This window comes from Streptomyces luteolus (genome assembly GCF_029968015.1).
Classification (GTDB): Bacteria; Actinomycetota; Actinomycetes; order Streptomycetales; family Streptomycetaceae; genus Streptomyces; species Streptomyces luteolus.
Genome location: NZ_JASCIS010000046.1, coordinates 20,510 through 44,774 on the forward strand (window position 1 = coordinate 20,510; position 24,265 = coordinate 44,774).

The 24,265-nt window shown below is 71.3% G+C and carries 19 protein-coding genes; 18 read left to right on the forward strand and 1 reads right to left on the reverse strand.

The window, feature by feature from the left end:
- Window positions 1–14: 14 nt before the first annotated feature.
- From QIT00_RS31455 to QIT00_RS31530, 16 genes are all read left to right on the forward strand, one after another.
- Window positions 15–1,022, forward strand: a complete 1,008-nt coding sequence (locus tag QIT00_RS31455) for a hydroxymethylglutaryl-CoA lyase (protein ID WP_282538897.1) — start codon at window positions 15–17, stop codon at window positions 1,020–1,022.
- 5 nt (window positions 1,023–1,027) lie between these two features.
- Entirely contained in the window at window positions 1,028–2,188 is a 1,161-nt protein-coding gene (locus QIT00_RS31460; protein WP_282538863.1) for an acyl-CoA dehydrogenase family protein, read from the forward strand.
- A 270-nt stretch (window positions 2,189–2,458) separates the two neighbouring features.
- Window positions 2,459–3,514 (forward strand): ABC transporter substrate-binding protein, encoded by a 1,056-nt coding sequence (locus QIT00_RS31465; RefSeq protein ID WP_282538864.1) that lies wholly within the window; start codon window positions 2,459–2,461, stop codon window positions 3,512–3,514.
- Window positions 3,511–4,368, forward strand: a complete 858-nt coding sequence (locus QIT00_RS31470) for a siderophore-interacting protein (protein WP_282538865.1) — start codon at window positions 3,511–3,513, stop codon at window positions 4,366–4,368. Before QIT00_RS31465 ends, QIT00_RS31470 begins: the two co-directional genes overlap by 4 nt.
- A 321-nt stretch (window positions 4,369–4,689) precedes the next feature.
- A complete protein-coding gene (locus tag QIT00_RS31475) occupies window positions 4,690–6,147 on the forward strand; it encodes a pyridoxal phosphate-dependent decarboxylase family protein (protein WP_282538866.1) in 1,458 nt (485 codons plus the stop codon).
- A complete protein-coding gene (locus tag QIT00_RS31480) occupies window positions 6,131–7,468 on the forward strand; it encodes a lysine N(6)-hydroxylase/L-ornithine N(5)-oxygenase family protein (protein ID WP_282538867.1) in 1,338 nt (445 codons plus the stop codon). Before QIT00_RS31475 ends, QIT00_RS31480 begins: the two co-directional genes overlap by 17 nt.
- Complete coding sequence (locus QIT00_RS31485; protein WP_282538868.1) at window positions 7,465–8,910, forward strand: diaminobutyrate--2-oxoglutarate transaminase family protein; 1,446 nt, start codon at window positions 7,465–7,467, stop codon at window positions 8,908–8,910. The genes QIT00_RS31480 and QIT00_RS31485 overlap by 4 nt, the downstream gene beginning before the upstream one ends.
- Window positions 8,907–10,481 (forward strand): pyridoxal phosphate-dependent decarboxylase family protein, encoded by a 1,575-nt coding sequence (locus QIT00_RS31490; protein ID WP_282538869.1) that lies wholly within the window; start codon window positions 8,907–8,909, stop codon window positions 10,479–10,481. Before QIT00_RS31485 ends, QIT00_RS31490 begins: the two co-directional genes overlap by 4 nt.
- Complete coding sequence (locus QIT00_RS31495; RefSeq protein WP_282538870.1) at window positions 10,478–11,890, forward strand: lysine N(6)-hydroxylase/L-ornithine N(5)-oxygenase family protein; 1,413 nt, start codon at window positions 10,478–10,480, stop codon at window positions 11,888–11,890. The genes QIT00_RS31490 and QIT00_RS31495 overlap by 4 nt, the downstream gene beginning before the upstream one ends.
- Before the next feature lie 85 nt (window positions 11,891–11,975).
- The gene (locus QIT00_RS31500) at window positions 11,976–13,706 is read left to right on the forward strand and encodes an IucA/IucC family protein (RefSeq protein WP_282538871.1); all 1,731 of its coding nucleotides are present in this window, start codon (window positions 11,976–11,978) and stop codon (window positions 13,704–13,706) included.
- Window positions 13,703–14,257 carry a GNAT family N-acetyltransferase gene (locus QIT00_RS31505; RefSeq protein ID WP_282538872.1) on the forward strand — a complete coding sequence of 185 codons (555 nt, stop codon included), beginning with the start codon at window positions 13,703–13,705 and terminating at the stop codon, window positions 14,255–14,257. The genes QIT00_RS31500 and QIT00_RS31505 overlap by 4 nt, the downstream gene beginning before the upstream one ends.
- Window positions 14,254–15,498: a hypothetical protein gene (locus QIT00_RS31510; protein ID WP_282538873.1), complete on the forward strand. Its 1,245-nt coding sequence runs from the start codon at window positions 14,254–14,256 to the stop codon at window positions 15,496–15,498. The genes QIT00_RS31505 and QIT00_RS31510 overlap by 4 nt, the downstream gene beginning before the upstream one ends.
- Window positions 15,401–17,173 carry an IucA/IucC family protein gene (locus QIT00_RS31515; protein WP_282538898.1) on the forward strand — a complete coding sequence of 591 codons (1,773 nt, stop codon included), beginning with the start codon at window positions 15,401–15,403 and terminating at the stop codon, window positions 17,171–17,173. The genes QIT00_RS31510 and QIT00_RS31515 overlap by 98 nt, the downstream gene beginning before the upstream one ends.
- Window positions 17,173–17,982 carry an ABC transporter ATP-binding protein gene (locus tag QIT00_RS31520; protein WP_282538874.1) on the forward strand — a complete coding sequence of 270 codons (810 nt, stop codon included), beginning with the start codon at window positions 17,173–17,175 and terminating at the stop codon, window positions 17,980–17,982. Before QIT00_RS31515 ends, QIT00_RS31520 begins: the two co-directional genes overlap by 1 nt.
- 34 nt (window positions 17,983–18,016) lie before the next feature.
- On the forward strand, window positions 18,017–19,018 hold the full coding sequence (locus QIT00_RS31525) for an ABC transporter substrate-binding protein (protein ID WP_282538875.1): 1,002 nt from the start codon (window positions 18,017–18,019) through the stop codon (window positions 19,016–19,018).
- Window positions 19,019–19,031: 13 nt separating this feature from the next.
- Entirely contained in the window at window positions 19,032–21,107 is a 2,076-nt protein-coding gene (locus QIT00_RS31530; protein ID WP_282538876.1) for an iron ABC transporter permease, read from the forward strand.
- Window positions 21,108–21,193: 86 nt separating this feature from the next.
- Here the strand turns inward: QIT00_RS31530 and QIT00_RS31535 are convergent, their stop codons facing one another.
- On the reverse strand, window positions 21,194–22,801 hold the full coding sequence (locus QIT00_RS31535) for a beta-N-acetylhexosaminidase (RefSeq protein WP_282538899.1): 1,608 nt from the start codon (window positions 22,799–22,801) through the stop codon (window positions 21,194–21,196).
- A 130-nt stretch (window positions 22,802–22,931) separates the two neighbouring features.
- On the opposite strand from QIT00_RS31535, the gene QIT00_RS31540 reads away from it, so the two are divergent.
- Window positions 22,932–23,789: a DUF4429 domain-containing protein gene (locus tag QIT00_RS31540; RefSeq protein WP_282538877.1), complete on the forward strand. Its 858-nt coding sequence runs from the start codon at window positions 22,932–22,934 to the stop codon at window positions 23,787–23,789.
- Between the two features lie 215 nt (window positions 23,790–24,004).
- A complete protein-coding gene (locus QIT00_RS31545) occupies window positions 24,005–24,262 on the forward strand; it encodes a hypothetical protein (RefSeq protein ID WP_282538878.1) in 258 nt (85 codons plus the stop codon).
- Window positions 24,263–24,265: the final 3 nt, after the last annotated feature.

Genomic DNA, 24,265 nt, shown 5'->3' on the forward strand with positions numbered 1-24,265 from the left:
CCGTAGCCCTCCCCATGACCGTCCCCGCCGCAGGGCTCCCCGCGCGTGTGCGGATCCATGAGGTGGGTGCGCGGGACGGGCTGCAGAACGAGAAGGCGACGGTGCCGACCGACGTCAAGGCGGAGTTCGTGCACCGGCTTGCGGCGGCCGGCCTGGACACGGTCGAGGCGACCAGCTTCGTCCACCCCAAGTGGGTGCCCCAACTCGCCGATGCCGAGCAGCTCTTCCCGCGGCTCGGAGACATCGAGGGCGTACACCTTCCGGTGCTCGTGCCGAACGAACGCGGGCTCGACCGGGCCCTGGACCTGGGCGCGCGCCGTATCGCGGTCTTCGGTTCCGCCACCGAGTCCTTCGCGCGGCGCAACCTCAACCGCTCGGTGGCGGAGTCCCTGGCGATGTTCGAGCCGGTCGTGGCGCGGGCGAAGGGCGCCGGGGTGCATGTGCGCGGTTACCTGTCGATGTGCTTCGGCGACCCCTGGGAAGGGCCGGTCCCGGTCGATCAAGTGGTGGGCACGGCAAAGGCGTTGATGGACCTCGGCTGTGACGAGCTGAGCCTCGGCGACACCATCGGCGTGGCCACACCGGGCCATGTCCGCGCCCTGCTGACCGGGCTCAACGACCAGGGCGTCGGCACCGAGGCGATCGGCGTGCACTTCCACGACACGTACGGCCAGGCCCTCTCCAACACCCTGGCCGCCCTGCAGCACGGCGTGACCACCGTGGACGCCTCGGCGGGCGGGCTTGGCGGCTGCCCGTACGCGAAGAGCGCCACGGGCAACCTCGCCACCGAGGACCTGGTGTGGATGCTGCGCGGCCTCGGCATCGAGACCGGGGTCGACCTCACCGCGCTCACCGCCACCAGCACCTGGCTCGCCGGGCACCTGGGCCGACCCAGCCCGTCCCGCACCGTCCGGGCCCTCGCGGGGACCGAAGCGGAACCACCGGAGACACCCCTCCGCACCGCCGGACGGCAGACGCAGAACCCCGAGGCCCACAAGGCCGTACAGAAAACCGAGGAGTGACCACGATGTCTCTGGACCACCGGCTCTCCGCCGAGCACGAGGAACTGCGGCGCACCGTCGAGGAGTTCGCGCACGACGTGGTCGCCCCCAAGATCGGGGACTTCTACGAGCGGCACGAGTTCCCGTACGAGATCGTCCGCGAGATGGGGCGGATGGGCCTGTTCGGGCTGCCGTTCCCCGAGGAGTACGGCGGCATGGGCGGGGACTATCTCGCCCTCGGCATCGCCCTGGAGGAGCTGGCGCGGGTCGACTCCTCGGTGGCGATCACCCTGGAGGCCGGGGTGTCGCTCGGTGCGATGCCGGTGTACTCCTTCGGCACCGAGGAGCAGAAGCGTGAGTGGCTGCCGCGGATGTGCTCCGGCGAGATCCTGGGCGCGTTCGGCCTGACGGAGCCGGAGTGCGGTTCGGACGCGGGCGGCACGCGCACGACGGCGGTGCGGGAAGGCGACCAATGGGTGATCAACGGCACGAAGTGCTTCATCACCAACTCCGGTACGGACATCACCGGCCTGGTGACGGTGACCGCCGTGACCGGCAGAACCGAGGACGGCAGACCGCTGATCTCGTCGATCATCGTGCCGTCGGGGACGCCCGGCTTCACGGTCGCGGAGCCCTACTCGAAGGTGGGCTGGAACGCCTCGGACACCCGGGAGTTGTCCTTCGCCGACGTGCGGGTGCCGGTGGAGAACCTGCTCGGTGAGGAGGGCCGTGGGTACGCGCAGTTCCTGCGGATCCTGGACGAGGGCCGGATCGCGATCTCGGCGCTCGCGACGGGTCTGGCGCAGGGCTGTGTCGACGAGTCACTGCGGTATGCGAAGGAGCGGCGGGCCTTCGGGCGGCCGATCGGGGACAACCAGGCGATCCAGTTCAAGCTGGCGGACATGGAGATGAAGGCGCACACGTCCCGCCTGGCCTGGCGGGACGCGGCCTCGCGCCTGGTGAGCGGGGAGCCGTTCAAGAAGGAGGCGGCGCTGGCGAAGCTGTACTCGTCGACGGTGGCGGTGGACAACGCGCGCGAGGCCACGCAGATCCATGGGGGGTACGGGTTCATGAATGAGTTCCCCGTGGCTCGGATGTGGCGGGACTCCAAGATTCTGGAGATCGGGGAGGGGACCAGTGAGGTTCAGCGGATGCTGATCGCCAGGGAGATGGGGCTCATGGGGTGAGCCCCAGCCCCCGCCGGGCTGCGCCCCCGTCGTGATTCGTCTGCCGCGCCGTCGTGGGTGCGCGCACAAGATTGCGCAGTTCCCCGCGCCCCTAGAAACCTGCGCAGTTCCCCGCGCCCCTGGAAAACATGCGCAGTTCCCCGCGCCCCTCAAAGCAGATCCGGGAAGCAGATCCGGGGCTGGACCCGTATGCCGAGTGGAGCTTAGGTTAGGTTAACCTAACGCGAGATCGCGCCAGGTTGCCGTTTCGTCCACGAAAGCAGACACGACATGTCCCAGTCCCGAGCCGCCCTCCTCTCCCGCCGCGGCCTCCTCGCCGCCGGTGGGGCAGTCTCCCTCGGCGCTCTGCTCACCGCCTGCGGCGACAAAGAGGCGAAGGGCGGCTCGGATTCGGGCAGCGGAAAGAAGGGCCCCTGGTCCTTCAAGGACGACCGCGGCAAGACCGTCAAGACGGACGCGGTGCCGAAGAACATCGTGGCGTTCACCGGCACCGCGGCCGCGCTGTACGACTACGGCATCAAGGTCAAGGGTGTCTTCGGCCCGACGAAGGGCAAGGGCGGCAAGCCCGACGTCCAGGCCGGCGACATGGACATCAGCAAGCTGGAGATCCTCGGCAACGCGTGGGGCCAGTTCAACGTCGAGAAGTACGCGGCGCTCGCGCCCGAGGTGCTGATCACGGACATGTGGCTGAAGGACGCGCTCTGGTACGTGCCGGACGAGTCCAAGGACAAGATCCTGAAGCTCGCCCCGAGCGTCGCGCTGTGGGCCGCCGAGACCACCATGCCCAAGGCGCTGCAGCGCCGCGCCGACCTCGCCGAGTCGCTCGGCGCGGACCTGAAGGCGAAGAAGGTCACCGACGCGAAGGCCCGGTTCGAGAAGGCCGCCGAGCGGCTGCGCCAGGCCGCCAAGGCCAAGCCGGAGATCAAGGTCCTGATCGGCTCGGGCAGTGCCGACCTCTTCTACGTCACGCTGGCCGAGACCGCCGCCGACACCCGCTACTTCGAAGAGCTGGGCGTGAAGTTCGTCAAGCCGAAGGTGAACGCACAGGGCTTCTTCGAGGAGCTGAGCTGGGAGAACGTCGACAAGTACGAAGCGGACGTCATCATGATGGACAACCGCACCTCGGCCCTCCAGCCCGCCGACCTCGACAAGTCCAAGCCGACCTGGAAGAAGCTCCCCGCCGTGCAGGCCGGCCAGGTCATCCCCCGCGTCACCGAGCCCATCTACTCGTACGACAAGTGCGCCCCGATCCTCGACGACCTCGCGAAGGCCATCGAGGACGCCAGGAAGGTCGCCAAGAAGGACGCCAAGAAGGTCGCCGAGTGACCGGGTCCCAGGCCCCGTTCCGGCTGTTCCGGCTTGAGGTCGAGCGGGTGGTACGGCTCTCGCCGTCGCTCGTGCGGGTCACCTTCACCGGCCCCGAGCTCGGCGAGTTCAGATCCGGCGGGCTCGACCAGAGCCTGTCGCTGTTCCTGCCGCGGCCGGGCCAGCAGGACCCGGTACTCCCTCCGACCGAGGGGACCGACCCGGCGGGCTGGTACGCGGCGTACCGGGCGATGGCGGACGACACGCGCGCGGTGATGCGCTCGTACACCGCACGCGAGCAACGCCGAAGTCCCGCCGAGGAGTTGGACATCGACTTCGCGGTGCATCCGGACGGCGGTCCGGCGTGTGCCTGGGCGGAGCGGGCCGAGCCGGGCGACCGGGTCGCGGTGCTCGGCCCTTCCGGGCCGGACAACAACGGCATACGGTTCCGGCTCCCCGAAGGCGCCGAGTGGGTGCTGATCTGGGCCGACGAGACGGCGCTTCCCGCCGCCGCGTCGATCCTGGAGAGTCTTCCGGCCGGCACCAGGGCGAAGGTCTGGCTCGAAGTGCCGTGCGCGGGCGATCAGTTGGAGCTGAAGAGCGAGGCGGACGTCGACCTCACATGGCTTGTGCGGGAGGTCACGGAGGCGTCCGGGGCGCACCGTACGGAGCGGACCGTCGAGGCTGTTCGGGCCGCCGCCCTGCCCGAGGCGCAGCCGTACGCCTGGATCGCCGGGGAGGCCGGCACCGTCAAGGCGTTGCGTCGCCATCTAGTCCGTGAGCGGGAGTTCGATCGCAGGGCGGTCACGTTCACGGGGTATTGGCGGCTGGGTGCGAGTGAGGATTCCCTCCGGGCGGAAGCGGAGATCGGCTAGGCATCTGCCCCCAACTGCCGTTGCCCGGCCGCGAGTTCGTCGTGGCTGGTCGCGCAGTTCCCCGCGCCCCTGACGGGGCACCCCCCACCCAACAGCCCCAAAAAAAGAAACCCGATGCCCCCGTACGACGGTCCGTGCGGGGGCATCGTCATGCCTCGGCGTGCCCCCGAGCGCCCCTGGCGCGCCCCCGGATGAGCGAGTGAACCTATGGGCCTGCCGTGGAGAAGGAACTTAAGGTTAGGCTAACCTAAGCCCACTGCCTCGGAGCCGTGCCCGCTGATGTGGGCAGGGCCCAACGTCCCCTTTTGGGAGGACCGTTACATGAGTCTCCTCGCGCCCAGGTCTCATCTGCTCAACGGCCTGAACGCGGAGGCCTACCGCCGCTGCATCGCCGAAGGCGCCGACCGCGTCGCCACCCGACTCGCGTCCGTCCAGGGACCGTTCACGGGAATCACCCCCGAGCGGCTCGCCCCCACCATCGACGCCGTGGACCTGGACCGTCCCCTGCACGACCCGTCCGCCGCTCTGGACGAGCTCGAAGAGACCTATCTGCGCGACGCCGTCTACTTCCACCACCCCCGCTACCTCGCCCACCTCAACTGCCCCGTCGTCATCCCCGCGGTGCTCGGCGAGGCCGTGCTCAGCGCCGTCAACTCCTCGCTCGACACCTGGGACCAGTCCGCGGGCGCCACACTGATCGAGCGCCGCCTGATCGACTGGACCGCCCAGCGCATCGGGCTCGGTCCGGCCGCCGACGGGGTGTTCACCAGCGGCGGTACGCAGTCCAACCTGGAGGCGCTGCTGCTCGCCCGGGAGGAGTGCAAGACCGAAGACCCGCTGAAACTGCGGGTCTTCGCCTCCGAGTGCAGCCACTTCAGCGTGCAGAAGTCGGTCAAGCTGCTCGGCCTGCCCGCCGACGCCGTCGTGGCCGTGCCCTGTGACCGCAACAAGCGGATGCGGACCGTCGCCCTCGCCCACGAGCTGGAGAAGTGCGCGCGCGACGGGTTCACGCCGATGGCGATCGTGGCCACCGCCGGTACGACCGACTTCGGCTCCATCGACCCGCTGCCCGAGATCGCCGAGCTGGCCGCCCAGTACGACACCTGGCTGCATGTGGACGCCGCGTACGGCTGCGGGCTGCTCGTGTCGCTGAAGAACCGGCATCTGCTCGACGGGATCGAGCGGGCCGACTCCGTGACCGTCGACTACCACAAATCGTTCTTCCAGCCTGTGAGTTCATCCGCGGTGCTGGTCCGGGACGGGGAGACGCTGCGGCACGCCACGTACCACGCGGAATATCTCAATCCGCGCCGGACCGTCGCCGAGCGGATACCGAACCAGGTGGACAAGTCGCTGCAGACCACACGCAGGTTCGACGCGCTGAAGCTGTGGATGACGCTGCGGGTACTCGGCGCCGACGGGATCGGTGAGCTCTTCGACGAGGTCTGCGAGCTGGCCGCGGACGGCTGGCGGCTGCTCGCCCTCGACCCGCGCTACGACGTGGTCGTGGAGCCGCAACTGTCCACCCTGGTCTTCCGCTACATCCCGCAGAGCATCACCGACCCGGCCGAGATCGACCGCGCCAACCTCCATGCCCGCAAAGCCCTCTTCGCCTCCGGGGACGCGATCGTCGCCGGGACCAAGGCGGGCGGGCGGCACTACCTGAAGTTCACCCTGCTCAACCCCGAGACCACCACCGCCGACATCGCCGCAGTCCTCGATCTGATCGCGGGCCACGCCGAGCAGTACCTGGGAGACTCCCTTGTCCGAGCCTCGTGAGACGCCCCGCGAGACGCCCCACGGAACGACTCGTGAGAACCGCGAGCCGTACGACCTGATCGGTATCGGCCTCGGGCCCTTCAACCTGGGCCTGGCCTGCCTGACCGAGCCGCTCGACGAGCTCGACGCGCTGTTCCTCGACTCCAAGCCGGACTTCGACTGGCACTCCGGGATGTTCCTGGAGGGCGCGCATCTGCAGACGCCGTTCATGTCGGACCTGGTCACACTCGCGGACCCGACCTCGCCGTACTCCTTCCTCAAGTACCTGAAGGAATCGGGGCGGTTGTACTCGTTCTACATCCGCGAGAACTTCTATCCGCTGCGCACCGAGTACAACGACTACTGCCGCTGGGCCGCCGCCCAGCTGACCTCCGTGCGCTTCGGCACGACGGTCACCGAGGTGTCGTACGAGGACGAGGACGCGCTGTACGCCGTACGGACCTCGGCGGGAGACACGTACCGCACCCGGCAGCTCGTGCTCGGCACCGGGACGCCGCCGCACATCCCGCAGGCCTGCGAGGGGCTCGGCGGCGACTTCATCCACAACTCCCGCTATGTGCACGCCAAGCGGGAGCTGGTGAAGAAGGAGTCGATCACGCTGGTCGGCAGCGGGCAGAGCGCCGCCGAGATCTACCTCGACCTGCTCAGCTCCATCGACGAGTACGGCTACCGGCTCAACTGGGTCACCCGCTCCCCGCGCTTCTTCCCGCTGGAGTACACCAAGCTCACCCTTGAGATGACCTCCCCGGAGTACATCGACTACTTCCGCGCGCTGCCCGAGGAGACCCGCTACCGCCTGGAGCGCGGCCAGAAGGGCCTGTTCAAGGGCATCGACGGGGACCTGGTCGACACGATCTTCGACCTGCTCTACGAGAAGAACGTCAAGGGCCCGGTGCCGACCCGTCTGATGACCAACACCGCGCTCGAATCCGCGCGGTACGAGGAGGACGGCCGGTATCTGCTCGGCCTGCGCCAGGAGGAGCAGGGCGAGGAGTTCCAGCTGCGCACCGAGGGCCTGATCCTCGCGACCGGCTACCGCTACCAGGTCCCGGAGTTCCTCGACCCGATACGGGAGCGGCTGCGCTTCGACGGCCAGGGCCGCTTCGACGTGGCCAGGAACTACAGCATCGACACCACCGGGCGCGGCGTGTTCCTGCAGAACGCCGGTGTGCACACGCACTCCATCACCAGCCCCGACCTGGGCATGGGCGCCTACCGCAACTCGTACATCATCGCCGAGCTCCTGGGCCGGGAGGCCTACCCCGTCGAGAAGGCCATCGCCTTCCAGGAGTTCGCGGCACCGAAGGGCACCGTCTCATGAGCCTCGACACCCCACCCGAGGTCACCCCTCACGAGGTAACCCGTCACGAGGTCACCCCACCCGAGGTCACCCCTCACGAGGTAACCGACCCCACCGCCGCCTCGCCCGAGCTGCTCGACCAGCTGCTCGCGCGCCAGGAGCGGCGGGAGTCCGCCGCCCGCACCTACGCCCGTACGCTTCCGGTCGCGCCGGTCCGCGCCCTGGGCGCGCAGGTCGTGGGCGCCGACGGGCGTACGTACCTCGACTGCCTGTCCGGCGCGGGCACGCTCGCGCTCGGGCACAACCACCCCGAGGTGGTGGCGGCGATCCGGGCCGACCTGGACTCCGGCGTTCCGCTGCACGCGCTCGACATGATCACGCCGCAGAAGGACGCCTTCTCCGAGGAGCTGCTCACGCGGCTGCCCGGCTCGCTGCGCGGCGAGGCCCGGCTGCACTTCTGCGGTCCGGCGGGCACCGACGCCGTGGAGGCCGCGATCAAGCTGGCGCAGGCGGCGACCGGCCGGCGCGGGGTCGTGGCGTTCAGCGGCGCTTACCACGGCATGACGGTCGGCGCCTCGGCCGTGTCCGGACCCGCGCGGATGCGGTCCACGGTGGGCGCGGACGCGCTGCCGGTGACGCGGATCCCGTTCCCGTACGCGTACCGCTGCCCGTTCGGCGTCGGCGCACCGCAGTCCGGGGAGCTGTCGGCGCGGCTCCTGGAGAACTTCCTGACCGACCCGAGCAGCGGGGCGGGCGAGCCCGCCGCGGTGATCCTGGAGGTGGTCCAAGGCGAGGGCGGCGTGATCGAGGGCCCCGACTCGTGGCTGCGGGAGGTCCGCCGGATCACCGAGGAGCGCGGCATCGTCCTGATCGTCGACGAGGTGCAGACCGGAGTGGGCCGCACCGGGCACTTCTGGGCCTGCGAGCGGGCCGGGGTCACCCCGGACGTGCTCGTCGCGTCGAAGGCGGTCGGCGGCGGTCTGCCGCTCGCGGTCCTCGCCTACCGGCCGGAGCTCGACCAGTGGCTGCCCGGCGACCACACCGGCACGTTCCGGGGCAACACCCTCGCCATGACGGCCGGCCGCGTCACCCTGCGTACGGTCGCCGAGGAGCAGCTGCCCGAGCGGGCCGCGAAGCTCGGGGAACGGCTCCGGCTCTCCTTGCGTCAACTGGCCGATGACAACGCGCGGTTGGGTGACGTACGAGGGCGTGGGCTGATGAACGGCGTGGAGCTGGTCGACCCGGACGCCGCGCCGGACCGGATCGGCTCCCGGCCCGCGGACCCGGTCTTCGCCCGGCGTCTGCGCGCGGCCTGCCTGCGGCAGGGCCTGATGCTTGAGCTGGGCGGCCGCTCGGACAGCGTGCTGAGGCTGCTTCCGCCGCTGGTCGTGACGGACACCGAGCTCGACTCGGTCCTGGAGCGCATCGCCGCGGCGCTGCGGGACGCGGAGCGTGCCGCGTGAACGAGCACACCATCGAAGCGCAGAGTCCCGTGAACCCCGCGAGCGTCGCCGGTTCCACCGAAGGACCGGCCGCGCTGCGGGAGTTGACCGAGGTCGTGCTGACCGCGCTCGCCGACGGCGCGGTCGAGCGCGGCGGACCGCTCCCGGCGGGCGGCCCGGACGCGGTCGCCGCGGACGTACGGGAGCACTGCTCGCCCGTGCTGCCGCTTGACGGCACCGGGGCCGAGGCCGCGCTGCGGGAGCTCGTGCAGGCGGTGACGCGGGGCGCCGCCGACCCGTCCGACCCGCACTGCGTGGCGCATCTGCACTGCCCGCCGCTCGCGGTGGCGGCGGCGGCCGACCTCGCGGCGTCGGCGCTCAACCCGTCGATGGACTCCTGGGACCAGGCCCCGGCGGCGGGCGTGATCGAGGCCGAGGTGACCAAGTCCCTCGCGGAGCTGGTCTATCCGGGCGCCGACGAGACCCCGGACGCGCTGGTCACCAGCGGGGGCACCGAGTCCAACCTGGTGGCGCTGCTGCTCGCCCGGGAGCGCGCGCGGGCCGCCGGGGAGCGCACCGTGCAGGTGGTGTGCGGGGCGAACGCGCACCACTCCGTGCAGCGCGCCGCCTGGATGCTCGGCCTGCCGACCCCGGCGGTCGTGGACTGCCCGGCCGGGCGGATGGACCCGCGTTCCCTGGACCGGGTGCTCGGCGCGTACGCCGGGATGCCGGTGCTCGTGGTCGCCACCGCGGGCACCACGGACGAGGGCCTGATCGACCCGCTGCCCGAGCTGGCCGACGTCACGGCCGCGCACGGCGCCGAGCTGCACGTGGACGCCGCGTACGGCGGTCCGCTGCTGTTCAGCGACGCGCTCGCGCCCCGGCTCAGCGGGATCGAGCGGGCCGTGTCGGTCACGTTCGACCTGCACAAGCTGGGCTGGCAGCCGGTCGCGGCGGGCATCCTGGCGGTACGGGACGCGGCCCAGGTCGACCATCTCTCCTTCCAGGCCGACTACTTGAACGCGGACGACGACACCGAGGCGGGCCTGCCGGACTGGCTCGGCCGGTCCATCCGCACCTCGCGCCGCCCGGACGCCCTGAAGATCGCGGTGACGCTGCGCGCGCTCGGCCGCAGGGGCCTGGGCGAGCTGGTCGAGCACTGCGTGCGGACCGCGCAGGACTTCGCCGCCGCCGTCGCCGCCCACCCGGAGCTGCGGGTGCGGGCGGGCGAGCCGGGCATCAGCACGGTCCTGTTCCGCCCGCGCGCGGCCGACGCGCTGCCCGCAGCTGAGGGGGACGCCCTGGTCGCCGCGGTCCGCAGGCGGCTGCTCGACGACGGCCGCGGCGTGGTCGGACGGGCGGTCGCCGAGGACCCCGAAACCGACTGCGGAGAGCGGAAGTTGTGGCTCAAGGCCACGCTCCTGCACCCGCGCACCGGCGCCGCCGACCTCGCGGCCCTGCTCAAGCTGGTCGCCCACTGCGCGGCCGAGGAGAGCACCGGCCCGTCCCCGAACGCCCCCTACGTCCCCGCACCGGCATCCCCCACCGAAGACCTCCGTACGAGGACCCGCAGCCAAGGAGTCCCCCAGTGAGCACCACCCCCAGCCCGGACATTTACGAAGAGACCTTCGACCTGCTCGGCGTGGGCATCGGCCCCTTCAACCTGTCGCTCGCCGCGCTCGCCGACGGCGTGCCGGGCCTGCGCACCGCCTTCCTCGAACAGCGCACGGCCTTCCACTGGCACCCGGGCCTGCTGATCGAGGGCGCCACGCTCCAAGTGCCGTTCCTCGCCGACCTGGTGAGCCTGGTGGAGCCGATCAGCCCGTGGTCGTTCCTGAACTACATCAAGACCAAGGAGCGGCTCTTCCCGTTCTACTTCGCGGAGAAGTTCCACATCCAGCGCGCCGAGTACGACGCGTACTGCCGCTGGGTCAGCGGGCAGTTGGCCTCGTGCCGGTTCGGGCACCAGGTGGACACCGTGCGCTGGGACGCGGGGCGCGGCGCGTTCGAGGTGGGCTTCACGCGGCTCGACGAGGACGGCGGCGCGGAGGGCGTGGGCCGGTACTTCGCCCGGCACCTGGCGCTCGGTGTGGGGACGGCGCCGCGCGTGCCGCAGGCCCTGCGCGCCCTTGCCGACGATCCGTCCGTACCGGTCTGGCACTCGGCCGAGTACCTGGCGCGGCGCCCGGAGTTGCTGGCCGCCGAGCACATCACGGTGGTCGGCTCGGGCCAGTCGGGCGCGGAGGTCTTCCTCGACCTCCTTCGCCACCGCCCGCAGGGCAACGAGGGGCTGACGTGGCTCGCTCGTACGGAGGCGTTCGCGCCCATGGAGTACAGCAAGCTGGGCCTGGAGCAGTTCACGCCCGACTACACGCGCTACTTCCACGGACTGACCGAGCCCGTACGGGACGAACTCCTGCCCCGCCAGTGGCAGTTGCACAAGGGCGTCAGCGGGGACACGCTCGGCGAGATCCACGACGAGCTGTATCTGCGCACCCTCGACGGCGGCTGGCCGGACGCCGCGCTCACCCCCGGGGTGGCCGTGGAGTCGGCGGAGCGCAGCGGGGGCAGGCTCCGGCTCGGCCTCAGCCACGCCCAACAGCGGTCCGAGGCGCACCTGGTGACGGACGCCGTGGTGGCCGCGACGGGGTACGCGGAGCGGCCCGTGGACGGGCTGATCGAGCCGCTGCTCCCGCATCTGTCGCGGGACGGCTCGGGCCGCCCGGACATCGACGCGCGGCACCGGCTCGTGCTCGACGAGGAGGTGGGCGGTTCGGTGTTCGTGCAGAACGCGGAGCGGCACACGCACGGCGTGGGTGCGCCCGATCTGGGGCTCGCCGCCTGGCGTTCCGCTGTGATCCTCAACTCCCTCACGGGCGATCCGGTTTACCCGCTGCCGGAGCGGACGGCGTTCACGACGTTCGGTCTGGCGCCCTCCGGTGCGCGTCCCGAGCGGCAAGCGGCGCAGGAGAACGGACATCAGGGCTTGCGCACCAGGTAAGCCTTACCTAAGTTATTCATCGGGCCGTCCGATCCGCACCGTACGCGCGGCCGTCGGAACGGTCGCAAACAGAAAGAGAACTTCCATGAGCAGCTCGCCAGCGGCCACCCCGGTCACCGCCGCCGACGCCGCCGCCACCGAGAGCCTCCTGCGCTGCTGGATCCGCGAGACCGCGGTCCCCCGCCCCGCGGGCGACCTCCTGACGGTCCCGCTGCCCGCGAGCGGCGTCACCGTCGAGGCCCCCGTCCTGTACTGGTCCCCCGTCGGCTGGCACCGCTTCGGCCCCGCCCGCGTCCAGGGCACCGGCACCCCGCTCGCCGCGCCGGCGCTCGCCGCGCTCATCGCGGTCGAGACAGCCGCCGCCGACCCGGCTCAGGTGGCCGACCTGACGGCGCGGGTCGCCGACTCCACGCGCCGTACCGCCGAGTTCGTCCGGCAGCGCGCCGAGGCACCCGAGGACCCCGAGGGCACGACCGCGTTCATCGCCGCCGAGCAGGCCCTGATCACCGGTCACCCGCTGCACCCGACGCCGAAGTCCCGCGAGGGTCTCACGGACGCCGAACTCCTCGCGTACTCACCGGAGTTGCGCGGCTCGTTCGCGCTGCACTGGTTCGCCGCCGACCCGTCGGTGATCAGCGCCGACTCGACGCTCGCGGGCCGCACCGCGCAGGGCCTGATGACCGAGCTGGCCGAGGATTCGGTACGCGCCCCCGAAGGCACCGTCCTCGTACCGGCCCACCCGTGGCAGGCCAAGGACATCGTGACCCGCCCCGGCGTGCGCGCCCTGCTCGACGCCGGGCTCCTGCACGACCTGGGCCAGGCGGGCCCGGAGTGGTCGCCGACCTCCTCGGTGCGCACCGTGTACCGCGCCGACGCCCCCGTGATGCTGAAGTTCTCCCTCGGCCTGCGCATCACCAACTCCCGCCGCGAGAACATGCGCGTGGAGCTGGAGCGCGGCGCCGCCATCGACCGGCTGCTCGCGGCCGGACTCGGGGACGCGCTGCGCGCCGAGCACCCCGGCTTCGACATCGTGCGGGACCCGGCGTGGATCGCCGTGGACGCCGCCGACGGCTCCCCGACGGGCCTGGACGTCGTGGTCCGCGACAACCCGTTCCCCGCCGACCCCGAGGCCGTACAGGCGGTGTGCGCGGCTGGACTCGTGGCACCCCGTCCGGACCTCGGCCCGGACGCGCCCTCGCAGCTCGCGACCGTGGTGCGCGGCCTCGCGGAGCGCACCGGCCGCAGCGTCACCGACGTCGCGGACGACTGGTTCGCCCGCTACCTCGACACCGTCGTCACCCCGGTCCTGTGGCTGTACGCCACATACGGCCTGGGCCTGGAGGCGCACCAGCAGAACACCCTGGTCGTCCTGGACGAGGAGGGCTGGCCCGTAGGCGGCCGCTACCGCGACAACCAGGGCTACTACTTCTCCCCCACCCGCTCGACGGCCCTCTACGGCTGGGTCGACGCCATCGGCCGGGACCTCGGCACGTACGTGGACGACGAGGTCATCGACGAGCGGCTCGCCTACTACGTCGGCATCAACAACATGCTCGGCATGGTCGGCGCCCTCGGCTCGCAGGGCCTCGCGGACGAGGACGCGCTGCTCCGCCGCGCCGCCGACGCCCTCGGCAAGCTGGCCGCCGAGCACGGCGACCGGCTGCGCCTCGCCACCACGCTGCGCACCGCCGAGACCCTGCGCTGCAAGGCCAACCTGCTCACCCGGGTGCAGGGCATGGACGAGCTGACCGGCCCGCTCGAAGCCCAGTCGGTGTACGTGGACCTCGCCAACCCCCTTGCAGGAGCGGCCCGATGACGACGGCGTCCACGATGACCGCGATGAAGGCCGACCTCGACGAGGGCGTGTTCACGCTGCGCGCCGTCGACCCGGTCGGCGACCTGGCCGACGTGCACGGCTGGATGAACGACCCGGAGGTCGCCCGCTTCTGGGAGATGCCGCTGCCCGAGCAGCAGATCGAGGCCTACCTGCGCGAACAGCGCGCCAGCGCCCACTCGACCCCGTACCTGGGCTGTATCGACGGTACGCCGATGAGCTACTGGGAGCTGTACCGCGCCGACCTCGACCCGCTCGCCGCGCACTACGCGGCCAAGCCCCGCGACGCGGGCGTCCACCTCCTCCTCGGCCCCTCGGACTTCCGCGGCCGCGGCCTCGGGGCACGGCTCCTGCGCGCGGTCTCGGACTGGCAGCTGGCGGTCCAGCCGTACGCGGAACGCGTCGTCGCCGAGCCCGACGTACGCAACGTCCGCTCGGTGCGAGCCTTCGAGCGTGCCGGGTTCCGCAAGGTCCGCGAGCTGGACCTGCCGGACAAGCGTGCCGCGTTCATGGTCCGCGAGCGCAGCGCGTGAACCGGGGGGTACTGCTGTGCGCGGCCGGCCTGCACATGGCCACGCAGTCGGCGCTCGCGCCGTTCTATCCGAAGCTGTTCCGGGAGGCCTTCGGCGTGCGTGAATTCGGCGCGACCGGCGGCTTCCTGATGGTGTGCCAGCTGGCGGCGATCGTCTCCCTGCCCCTGTGGGGCCGGGCGACCCGCCGCTACCCGCTGGCCCGTCTGGTGACGGCCGGCCAGAGCGCGGCAGTGCTCCTCGCGGCCTCCCTGGCCCTGGCCCCGAACTTCCCGACGTTCACGGTCCTCTCGGTCCTGCTGATCGCGGCGAAGTCGGTGGTGCTTCTGGCCTACCCCTCCATCGCCCGCAGCCACGCGAAGGGCCTGTTCCCAGGGGTACTCCAGTACGTGGCGGTCCTGCACGGCGCGTCCATCGCGGCGACGCTCCTGGGCACGGTGGTGGTCACGGTCCCGAACCCGAGACTGGCGCTCCCGCTCCTTGCAGTGGCGGAGCTGGCGCTCCTGCTCCTTCTGTCTGCTGTGGGCAGGCGTTCCGCAGGGCGGAACGGGTGGGCACAGCCCCCAGCGCCGGGTACGCAATCGGACAAGCTCAAGTTGGCCTACCTGGCAGCCTTCGTACTCGCCTACGCAGTAGCGGTCTACGCCGTACGCCCGTACTTCACCGAGTACGCCACGGACGGCGGCACGAGCACACAGACCGCCGCACTCCTCTTCGTACTCCCGCACGCAGCGGTACTCGCCGTGCTGCCCGCAGCCAAGCTCCTACGGGCAAAGCTGGGCAGCGCCCTGCTCCCCACCGCCCTGGCCCTCGGCGCAGCCAGCCTCGCCTGGCAGGCGGCGACCACGGACCCGGTGAGCCTGGGCGCCGCACGTGTCGTGTTCGGTGTGGCCCTGGGCCTCAGTCAGGTCGCCCTGGACCACAGAACCCTCAGCACCGCCGGCGGCAGCCAGTCGTACAGCCTCATCGCCACAGCCCAGACCGCAGGCCTCCTCCTGGCCCCCCTCGTCGCCACCCTCACCGCGAAAGCGGACCTCACCGGCCCTCTTCTCGCAGGCGCAGCCCTCCTCACACTCCTCGCCCTGCTCACCCCGACCGAAAGGCACCACCCGCATGAGCACGCACCCCGTCCCCGAACTCCACGACGTGTCGCCGGAGTCCTGGCGCGAGGCGAATCGTCGGCTGCTCGCCAAGACCCTGTCGGAGTTCGCGTTCGAGGAACTGATCAAGCCCGAAGCGCTTGAGAACGGCCGCTACCGGGTCGACCTGGACAGCGGGGTGTCGTACGTCTTCGCGGCGACGCAGGGCGCCCTCGGCGGATGGCAAGCCGACAAGGACTCCGTGACGCGCGGCGCCGCCGGTCTGCTCGGCAACGAGATATCCACCCCGGCCTGGGACGCGCAGCAGTTCCTGGTCGACTGCGCGGACACCATCGGCACGGACGCGCCGACCCTCGGCATGTACCTCACCGAGCTGTCCGCGACCCTCGCCGTGGACGCCGCCCGGATCGAGCACGGCGGTGCGAGCGCGGCCGAGCTGGCCAAGCTTGGCCACGCCGAGCTGGAGTGCCACATGACCGGCCACCCCACGCTCGCCGCGAACAAGGGCCGCATCGGCTTCTCCGCGTCCGACGTGCGCGCGTACGCCCCCGAGTCGCAGCAGCTCGTCCAGCTGCAGTGGATCGCCGTGCACCGCGGCCTCGCCGAGTTCCGTGGCACCTCGGAGCTCAGCGAACAGGGCGTCACCGCCCACGAGTTGAGCCCGGCGGAGATCCAGAGCTTCCGTGCCGTGATCGAGGCGCGCGGCTGCGACCCGGACGCGTACGTCTGGATGCCCGTGCACCCCTGGCAGTGGGACCACGCCGTGCAGGTGCTCTTCGCGGGCGAGGTCGCGCAGGACCGGATCATTCCGCTCGGCGCGTCCAAGGACGGCTACCTGCCGCAGCAGTCGGTGCGCACCATGACGAACATGGCGGCGCGCGAGCGGTACGACGTGAAGCTCCCGCTGAAGATCGTCAACACCCTGATCTGGCGCGGCATCCCGCCGCACTGCACGCAGGGCGCCCCCGTCACCACCCAGTGGCTGACCGGTCTGCTCGACAAGGACCCGGTGCTCCGCGACGACCTGCGGACCGTGTTCCTCGGCGAGATCGCCTCGGTGACCGTGCGCCACCCGTACCTGGACCGCGTACCGGACATGCCGTACCAGCACCTGGAGGCGCTCGGCTGCATCTGGCGCGACTCGGTGTCCGGACGTAAGGACGAGAACGAGCGGGTCCGCACCTTCGCCTCGCTCCTTCACGTCGACGAGCACGGCACGGCCTTCGCCGCCCAACTCGCCCGCTCCTCCGGCCTGTCGGCCGAGGACTGGCTGCGCAGGCTCTTCGAGACGGTCCTGCACCCGGTGCTGCACGTGATGTACACGTACGGCATCACGTTCAACCCGCACGGCCAGAACACCCTGATCGGGTACGACGAGAACGACGTCCCGCGGCGCCTGTTCCTCAAGGACTTCGTGGACGACGTGTCCGTCACGCACACCCCGGTCCCCGAGCGCGGCCCCGAGCCCGACGGCTACGACCATGTGCTGCCGCGCAAGAACCCGGTCGTCATCCGCCAGCACGTCGTCGACCAGCTGCTCCTCGGCCACTTCCGCTACCTCGCCCCGCTGGCGGCCGAGCAGCTGGGCGTTCCGGACGCCAAGTTCTGGCAGCTCGTGCGGGACGCGGTGGTCACGTACCACAAGCAGTTCCCCGAGAAGGCGGACCGGTTCGCGGAGTTCGACATGCTGGCCGACGACTTCCCGCGCTACCCGTTCAACACGGACCGCCTCGTCGTCACCAAGTACGTCGACCGCGCCCTGCGCCACGCCCTGCGCCCCAACGGCACCGTCCCCAACCCCCTTGCGGAGCAAGCCTGATGAGTGTCGAGATCAGCGCGAAGGGCCTCACCCTCGGGCACGGGGGTGAGCCCGTCGCCCGGGACATCGACCTGGAGCTGACGCCGGGCGAGGTGACCGCCCTGGTCGGGCCCAACGGCTCCGGCAAGTCCACGCTGCTGCGCGCCCTGGCCCGGCTGCACGCCCCGCAGTCCGGCGCGATCGTCCTGGACGGCCGCGACCTGGACGCGTACAAGCCGCGCGAACTGGCCCGCAAGCTCAGCTTCCTGACCCAGTCGCCGCTGATCCCGGCGGGCGTCACCGTGCAGGAGCTGGTCGCGTACGGCCGCCACCCGCACCAGGGCGTCCTGGCCCGCTCGACCAGCGAGGAGGACCGGGAGGCGATCAGCTGGGCGCTTGACGCGACCAGGCTGCACCCGCTCGCCGAGCGCCCCCTGGACCAGCTCTCCGGCGGCGAGCGGCAGCGCGCCTGGATCGCGATGGCGCTCGCCCAGCGCACCGGCCTCCTCCTCCTGGACGAGCCGACCACGTTCCTCGACATCCGCTATCAGATCGAAGTCCTGCGGCTGGTACGGAAGTTGGCGGACGAGCACGGCATCACCGTGGCCGTCGTGCTGCACGAGCTGAACCAGGCCGCCGCGTACGCCGACTCCATGGCGGTGCTCGCGGGCGGCCGGATCGTGGCCCGGGGCGAGCCCGCCGAGGCGCTCACCGTCGACACGATCCGTACGGCCTTCGGCATCGAGACGACCGTCTCCCTCGACCCCCACACAGGTGTCCCCACCTGTCTGCCGACGTGGCGCGAGCCCGCGCCCGCGGCTGCCTCCTGATCCGCTCACCCACTCCCGTTTAGGAACCGCATCCATGCGTAGCACCATGCGTAGAACCGTCACCGCCCTGGTGGCCGCGTCCGCCCTCGCCCTCACCGCCTCCGCCTGCGGCTCCGCCGCGGAGCAGGCCGGGGGCGGCGGCAGCGACAAGAAGGACTCGTCCGGCTCCGGCAAGGGCTCGATCACCGTCAAGGACATCAAGGGCGAGCAGAAGCTCGACGGCCCGGCGAAGAAGGTCGTCGCCCTGGAGTGGACGTACGCGGAGGACCTCCTCGCGCTCGGTGTGCAGCCCGCCGGTGTCGCCGACATCAAGCAGTACAACCAGTGGGTGACCGCAGGGCCGCGCTTCGAGAAGTCCACCAAGGACGTCGGCACCCGTCAGGCGCCCAGCCTGGAGTCCATCAAGGCGCTGAAGCCGGACCTGATCGTCACGTCGAAGATCCGCTCCGAGGCGAACTACAAGCAGCTCAACGAGATCGCGCCGACGCTGATGTTCGACCCGTACGCCACGGACAGCGAGTTCGAGGAGATGCGGACGACGCTGAAGACCCTCGGCACCGCCACAGGCAAGGAGGACGCGGCGGACAAGGCGCTGAAGGAGCTGGACGGCAAGATCGCCGCGGCCAAGAAGAAGCTGGCCGACGGCGGCAAGGCCGGCGAGAAGGTCACCGTCGCCCGCGGCTACACCACCGACGGCGCCGCCACCGTGGAGATCCTCACCGACTCGACCATCCCGGGCGCGCTGCTGCCGAAGCTCGGCCTGAAGAACGGCTGGACCGGCAAGTCCGACGCGTACGGCATGAGCAAGGTGGACGTCGAGGGCTTCAAGCCGGTCGAGAAGTCCTCGCTCGCCTATGTCGCCGCGAAGAACGACGACGTGTTCGCCAAGTCCCTGCCGAAGAACGCCCTGTGGAAGAACCTGGACTTCGTGAAGAAGGACCGGGTGCACGCCCTGGACCCCGGCACCTGGTTCTTCGGCGGCCCGTACTCGACGGCCCAGGCGGCCGACGAGATCGCCGCGGCACTCACCGACTGACCGAACAGGTTCCATGACCTCCACCACCTCCACAGCTCCCGAGAAGCCCGTGGACGTCTCCGCCCCGGTCCGGACAGCGCGCTCGCTGTCCGGGCCGGTCGCGGTCGTTCTGGGCGGTGTGCTCGCCCTGCTCCTGGTGACGGCGCTCCACCTCGGCCACGGCCGCAGCGACACCGGCCTCTTCGACCTCGTCGGGCTGCTCTTCGGCTCCGACGACGCGGACGCGCGGTCCGTGCTGCTCGGCGGCCGCCTGCCGCGCACACTCGCGGGCCTGGCGGCCGGTGCCGCCTTCGCCCTGTCGGGTGCGCTGCTCCAGTCCTCCGTACGCAATCCGCTGGCCGCGCCCGACACCCTCGGCGTGACGGCGGGCGCCTATCTCGCGGTGGCCGTGGCCGCGATCACCGGCCTGTCCCTCGGTGATCTGCCGCGCGGCGGCGTCGCGTTCATCGGCGGGCTGCTCGCGGCCGCGCTTGTGCACACGGTGGCGGGCGGCTCGCGCGGCCGGCCCGCGCACCTGGTCCTGGCGGGCGTCTCCGTCACCCTCGCCCTGTCGTCGGTGACGGCCGTACTCGTCATGCTCTTCCAGGAGGAGACGGGCGCGATCTTCTTCTGGGGCCACGGCTCCCTCGCGGTCGCCGACAGCGACCGCTCCCTGGCCGTACTCCCCCTGCTCGGCGCCGGACTGCTCGCAGGCCTGCTGCTCGCCCGCTCCCTCGACATCCTCGGCACCGGCGACGAGACGGCCCGCGCCCTCGGCGTGCACGTGGGCCGCACGCGGCTGCTCACCGTGCTGCTCTCCGTCCTCATGGCGGCGATCGCGGTCTCGGTGACCGGCCCGATCGGCTTCATCGGCCTGGCCGCCCCGCACCTGGTGCGGTTCGCGGGCGTCCGCAAGCACGCGGTGCTGCTGCCCGCGGCGATGCTGTGGGGCGCGACCCTGCTGCTCGCCGCCGACCTGCTCGCCCGCGTCACGTCCCCGACGGGCAACGAGGTCCCGGCCGGCGTCGTGACGGCCCTCTTCGGCGCCCCGGTCTTCCTGTGGCTGGCGCGCCGCCTGCCCGCCGAACCGGCCGCCCCCGGAACGGTCCTGGCCCCCGGCCGCCGCCGCCTCTCCTTCCCGGCGGTCCTCGCGGTAGGCAGCCTGGCGCTCTGTGTCCTCCTCTACGCGGGACTCGTCCTCGGCGACATCTCGGTGCCCTGGTCGCAGATCCCGCAGATCCTCACCGGCGGCGGGGACGCGCTCCTCGGACCGGTCGTCCTGGAGTACCGCCTGCCCCGCCTGCTCGTGGCCGCCCTCGCGGGCGCGCTGCTCGCCGTCGCGGGCGGCATCGTCCAGACGGTCTCCCGCAACCCGCTCGCCGACCTGACGGTGATGGGCGTCAGCGGCGGCGCGGGCTTCGGCGCGGCCCTGATCCTGGTGGCCCTGCCCGCGGTGCCGTACGCGATGCTCCCGGTCGCCGCGCTGATCGGCGGTACGGCGGCGTTCGCGCTGACGTACTCGCTGTCCCGCCAGAAGGGTTCGGTGGCCCCGGAACGCCTGGTCCTCGTCGGCATCGGCTGCTTCGCGCTGACGACGGCGGCCACCAACTACCTGGTGGCGGGCGCCCGTTTCCAGGTCGCGCAGGCCCTGACGTGGCTGTCGGGCTCGACGTACGCGCGGGACACGACGGACCTGTCGCTCCTCGCGGTGGTGGCGGTGGTGGGCATCCCGCTCCTCCTGCTCTCCTTCCGCCGCATGGACCTCCTGGCCCTCGGCGAGGACACCCCGCGCACCCTCGGCGTCCCCCTGGAACGCACCCGCCTCGCGGTCCTCACACTGGCGGTGGCGCTCGCGGCGTGCGCGGTGGCGGTGGTCGGCACGGTCGCCTTCGTCGGCCTGGTCGCCCCGCACGCGGCCCGCATCCTCACGGGCTCCCGCACCCACCGCCTCCTCCCCACGGCAGCGGTACTCGGCGCGACCCTGATGGTGGCGGCCGACGTGGTGGGCCGAGTGGCGATGGCCCCGGCGGAAATCCCGTCGGGACTGCTGGCGGCCCTGATCGGAACGCCTTACTTCGTATGGCAGTTGAGGAGAGGACGCCGTTCGTAACTGCTTGGGCAGTTCCCCGTGCCCCCGATAGGGGCGCGGGGAACTGCGCAACCAGCCACGACGAACCCGCAGCCGACAAACTCAGCTCAGGCCGCAGGCCACGGCACCTTCGGCGACCGGTAATAGTTCATCCCCAACGCGTCCCACCGGGGCCCCTGCTCCGCAAGCCGCACCTTGTAGGTGTCCCAGTCGTGCGTGGACGCAGGCGACCACCCCAGCTCGGCAATCCCCGGCAGCCGGGGAAACGCCATGTACTCGATGTGCGCGCTCTCGGACACGTTCTCGCTCCACAGCGGCGCCTCGACGCCCAGGATCGACTCCTCCGGCGCCCCGGCGAGATACGTGCCGGGATCCCAGTCGTACGACCGGTCCACCTCGACGTATCCCGCCCACGAAAGCCCGTACGGCGTCTGCGGGTTGTACTTCATGTCGATGTACGCCCGGTCCGCGGGCGAAAGCACCAGCCGCGTACCGCTCTTCGCCGCGTTCACGACCTGGTCCCGCTCGGCCTGCCCGGTCTTGTCGTACCCCCAGTACTGCGCGACGGCCCCGGGAGCGGGCTTCGCCCCGGTCAGCTGATGCCAGCCGATCACGGTCTTCCCGTACTTGGCGACGACCGGCTGGACCCGCTCCATGAACGTCACGTAGTCCTCGTGACTGGTCGAGTGCGCCTCGTCCCCGCCGATGTGGAGGTACCGCCCGGGCGTCAGCGCGGCGATCTCGCGCACCACATCGTCGACGAAGTCGTACGTGACCTCCTTCGGCACGCACAGCGAGCTGAAGCCGACCTCGGTGCCGGTGTAGAGCGGCGGCGCGACCCCGTCGCAGTTCAGCTCGGCGTACGAGGAGAGCGCGGCGTTGGTGTGGCCCGGCATGTCGATCTCCGGGATCACCTCCAGGAACCGGTCGCTCGCGTAGGCGACGATCTCCTTGTACTCCTCCTTGGTGTAGAAGCCGCCGGGCCCGCCGCCGACCTGCGTGGAGCCGCCGTGCTTGGTGAGGTTCGGCCAGGAGTCGATGGCGATGCGCCAGCCCTGGTCGTCGCTGAGGTGCAGATGCAGCTTGTTGATCTTGTACATCGCCATCTGGTCGATGTACCGCTTCACCTGCTCGACGGTGAAGAAGTGCCGGGACACGTCCAGCATCGCGCCCCGGTACTCGAAGCGCGGGGTGTCCTCGACGGTGCCGCCCGCGACCCGCCACGGACCGGTCTGCTTCGTGCGCTTCTCGACCTTCGGTGGCAGCTGCTGGCGCAGGGTCTGCACGCCGCGGAAGAGCCCGGCGTCCTTGTGCGCGGTGATGGTCACGGAGCGCGGACCGGACCGCAGCCGGTACCCCTCGCTCCCCAACTCCCTGGCCTTGCCCGAGAGTCGGAGCCGGATGCCGTCCCGCCCCTCGTCGTCGGTGACCGGAAGCCGGTGCCCGGTGGCGGGCCGCAGCAGCGCGGCCAGCTGCTCACCGACCCGCCTCGCCGCCCGCGAGTCGTCCTCGACCCGGATCCGGGTCCGCGCGTCGATCTCGTACGGGGCCCCGCCCGCCTGGACCTTCGCGGGCGCGGGCACGACCTGGCCGAGCGGGACGGGGGCGGCGGGCCGCGCCGCGCTCTGCGGGGCCGCGGCGAGGCAGGAGAACCCCGCGGCGGCGACAAGAAGGAGGGCGCCCAACAGGCGCGGAGTTGTTCTGTGCGGTCTCACGTGCGTCACAAGCGGTCCCTTCGACGGGGCTGCGCAACTGTGGGCAAGAACGGTCCCCATGGGTACCGTGCGACCCAACGGCGGTCAAGGTGTAGACCACTTGAGGCCGACCTGATGCCAGAATCGGGCCATGGCGGAAATCATCCAGCGGGACGGCACCTGGACCTTCGACGGCGACACCCTGCGCATCGTCCCGGGCCACGACAAGAGCGTCAGCCTGCTCCGCAAGACCCTGGGCGAACTGGAGGTTCCCGTACGGGCGTTGGCGGGGATCTCGTTCGAGCAGGGCAAGAAGGCGGGCCGCCTCCGGCTCCGGCTGCGGGACGGCGCGGATCCGCTGCTCCAGGTGGCGGGCGGCAAGTTCGCGGACACGGCGGACCCGTACCGCCTGACGGTGGAGCCGGACCGGTACGGCGTCGCCGAGTACCTGGTGGACGAGGTCCGCACCTCCCTCACCCTGGAGCAGGTGCCGGCCTCGGGCTGTACGGAGTACCTGCTGCCCGGCCCGTTCGTACCGCTGTCGGTCACGGCGGGCGACGGGACGGCGAGCTTCGACGGGGAGACGGTCCGCCTGGAGTGGAAGTGGAACACCGAGGAGGCCAAGTCGGCCGCGGGCGCCCGCACGCTCGCACTCGGCGACATCACGGCGGTCGACTGGCAGCCGTCGGCGGGCCTTGAGAACGGCTACCTCCGCTTCTCCGTGAAGAACGCGGCGACGAAGGCCCCGCCCAAGTACGACCCGAACGCCGTCGAGCTGTTCGGCTTCAAGAAGGACCCGCTGATGTCCCTGGTCGCGGCCGCGGTCCAGGCCCGCCTCCCACACCCGGCGGCACTCCCCGGGACCCCCTCCCTCCCCCCGGCCGACTCCACCGACGACCACGACCTCCTCCTCCGCCGCCTCCGCGAACTGGGCGATCTACACAAGTCAGGCGTACTGACGGAGGAAGAGTTCACGGCGGCGAAGCAGGCGGTGCTGCGGCGGATGTGATGCGCGATGCCGCGGCGCATGCGATGCGCCGTCGTTTCCAGCCCACACCCGCAATATCCAGCCCCTCCGGCGCTTGAGGAGCGGGGGTCCGGGGGCTGGCCCCCGAAACGGCGCCGCAGGCTTTCGGGAAGGGGCGGGGAGGGGAAAAGACACGCGGGTGCCCGAAAGCGGGCAGGATTCTTGCGTACCGAACCTCGATCCCCCAGGATCAACGGGTGCACGACGACCTCATCGACCACCTGACCCGCAGCACCCCGCTCCAGCGGGGCGAAGCACTGCGCGTGGTCCAGGACGTGCTCGCCTACTTCGACGAGACGACCGAGGAATTCGTCCGTCGCCGCCACCGCGAACTCCAGGGTCAGGGCCTGGTGAACGCGGCGATCTTCGAGCAGATCTCCACAGATCTGCGCTACCGCGCGGTCGCGCCGCCCGAGCTCTCGCTGAGGCAGCTGCGCCGCATCGTCTACGGCTAGGGG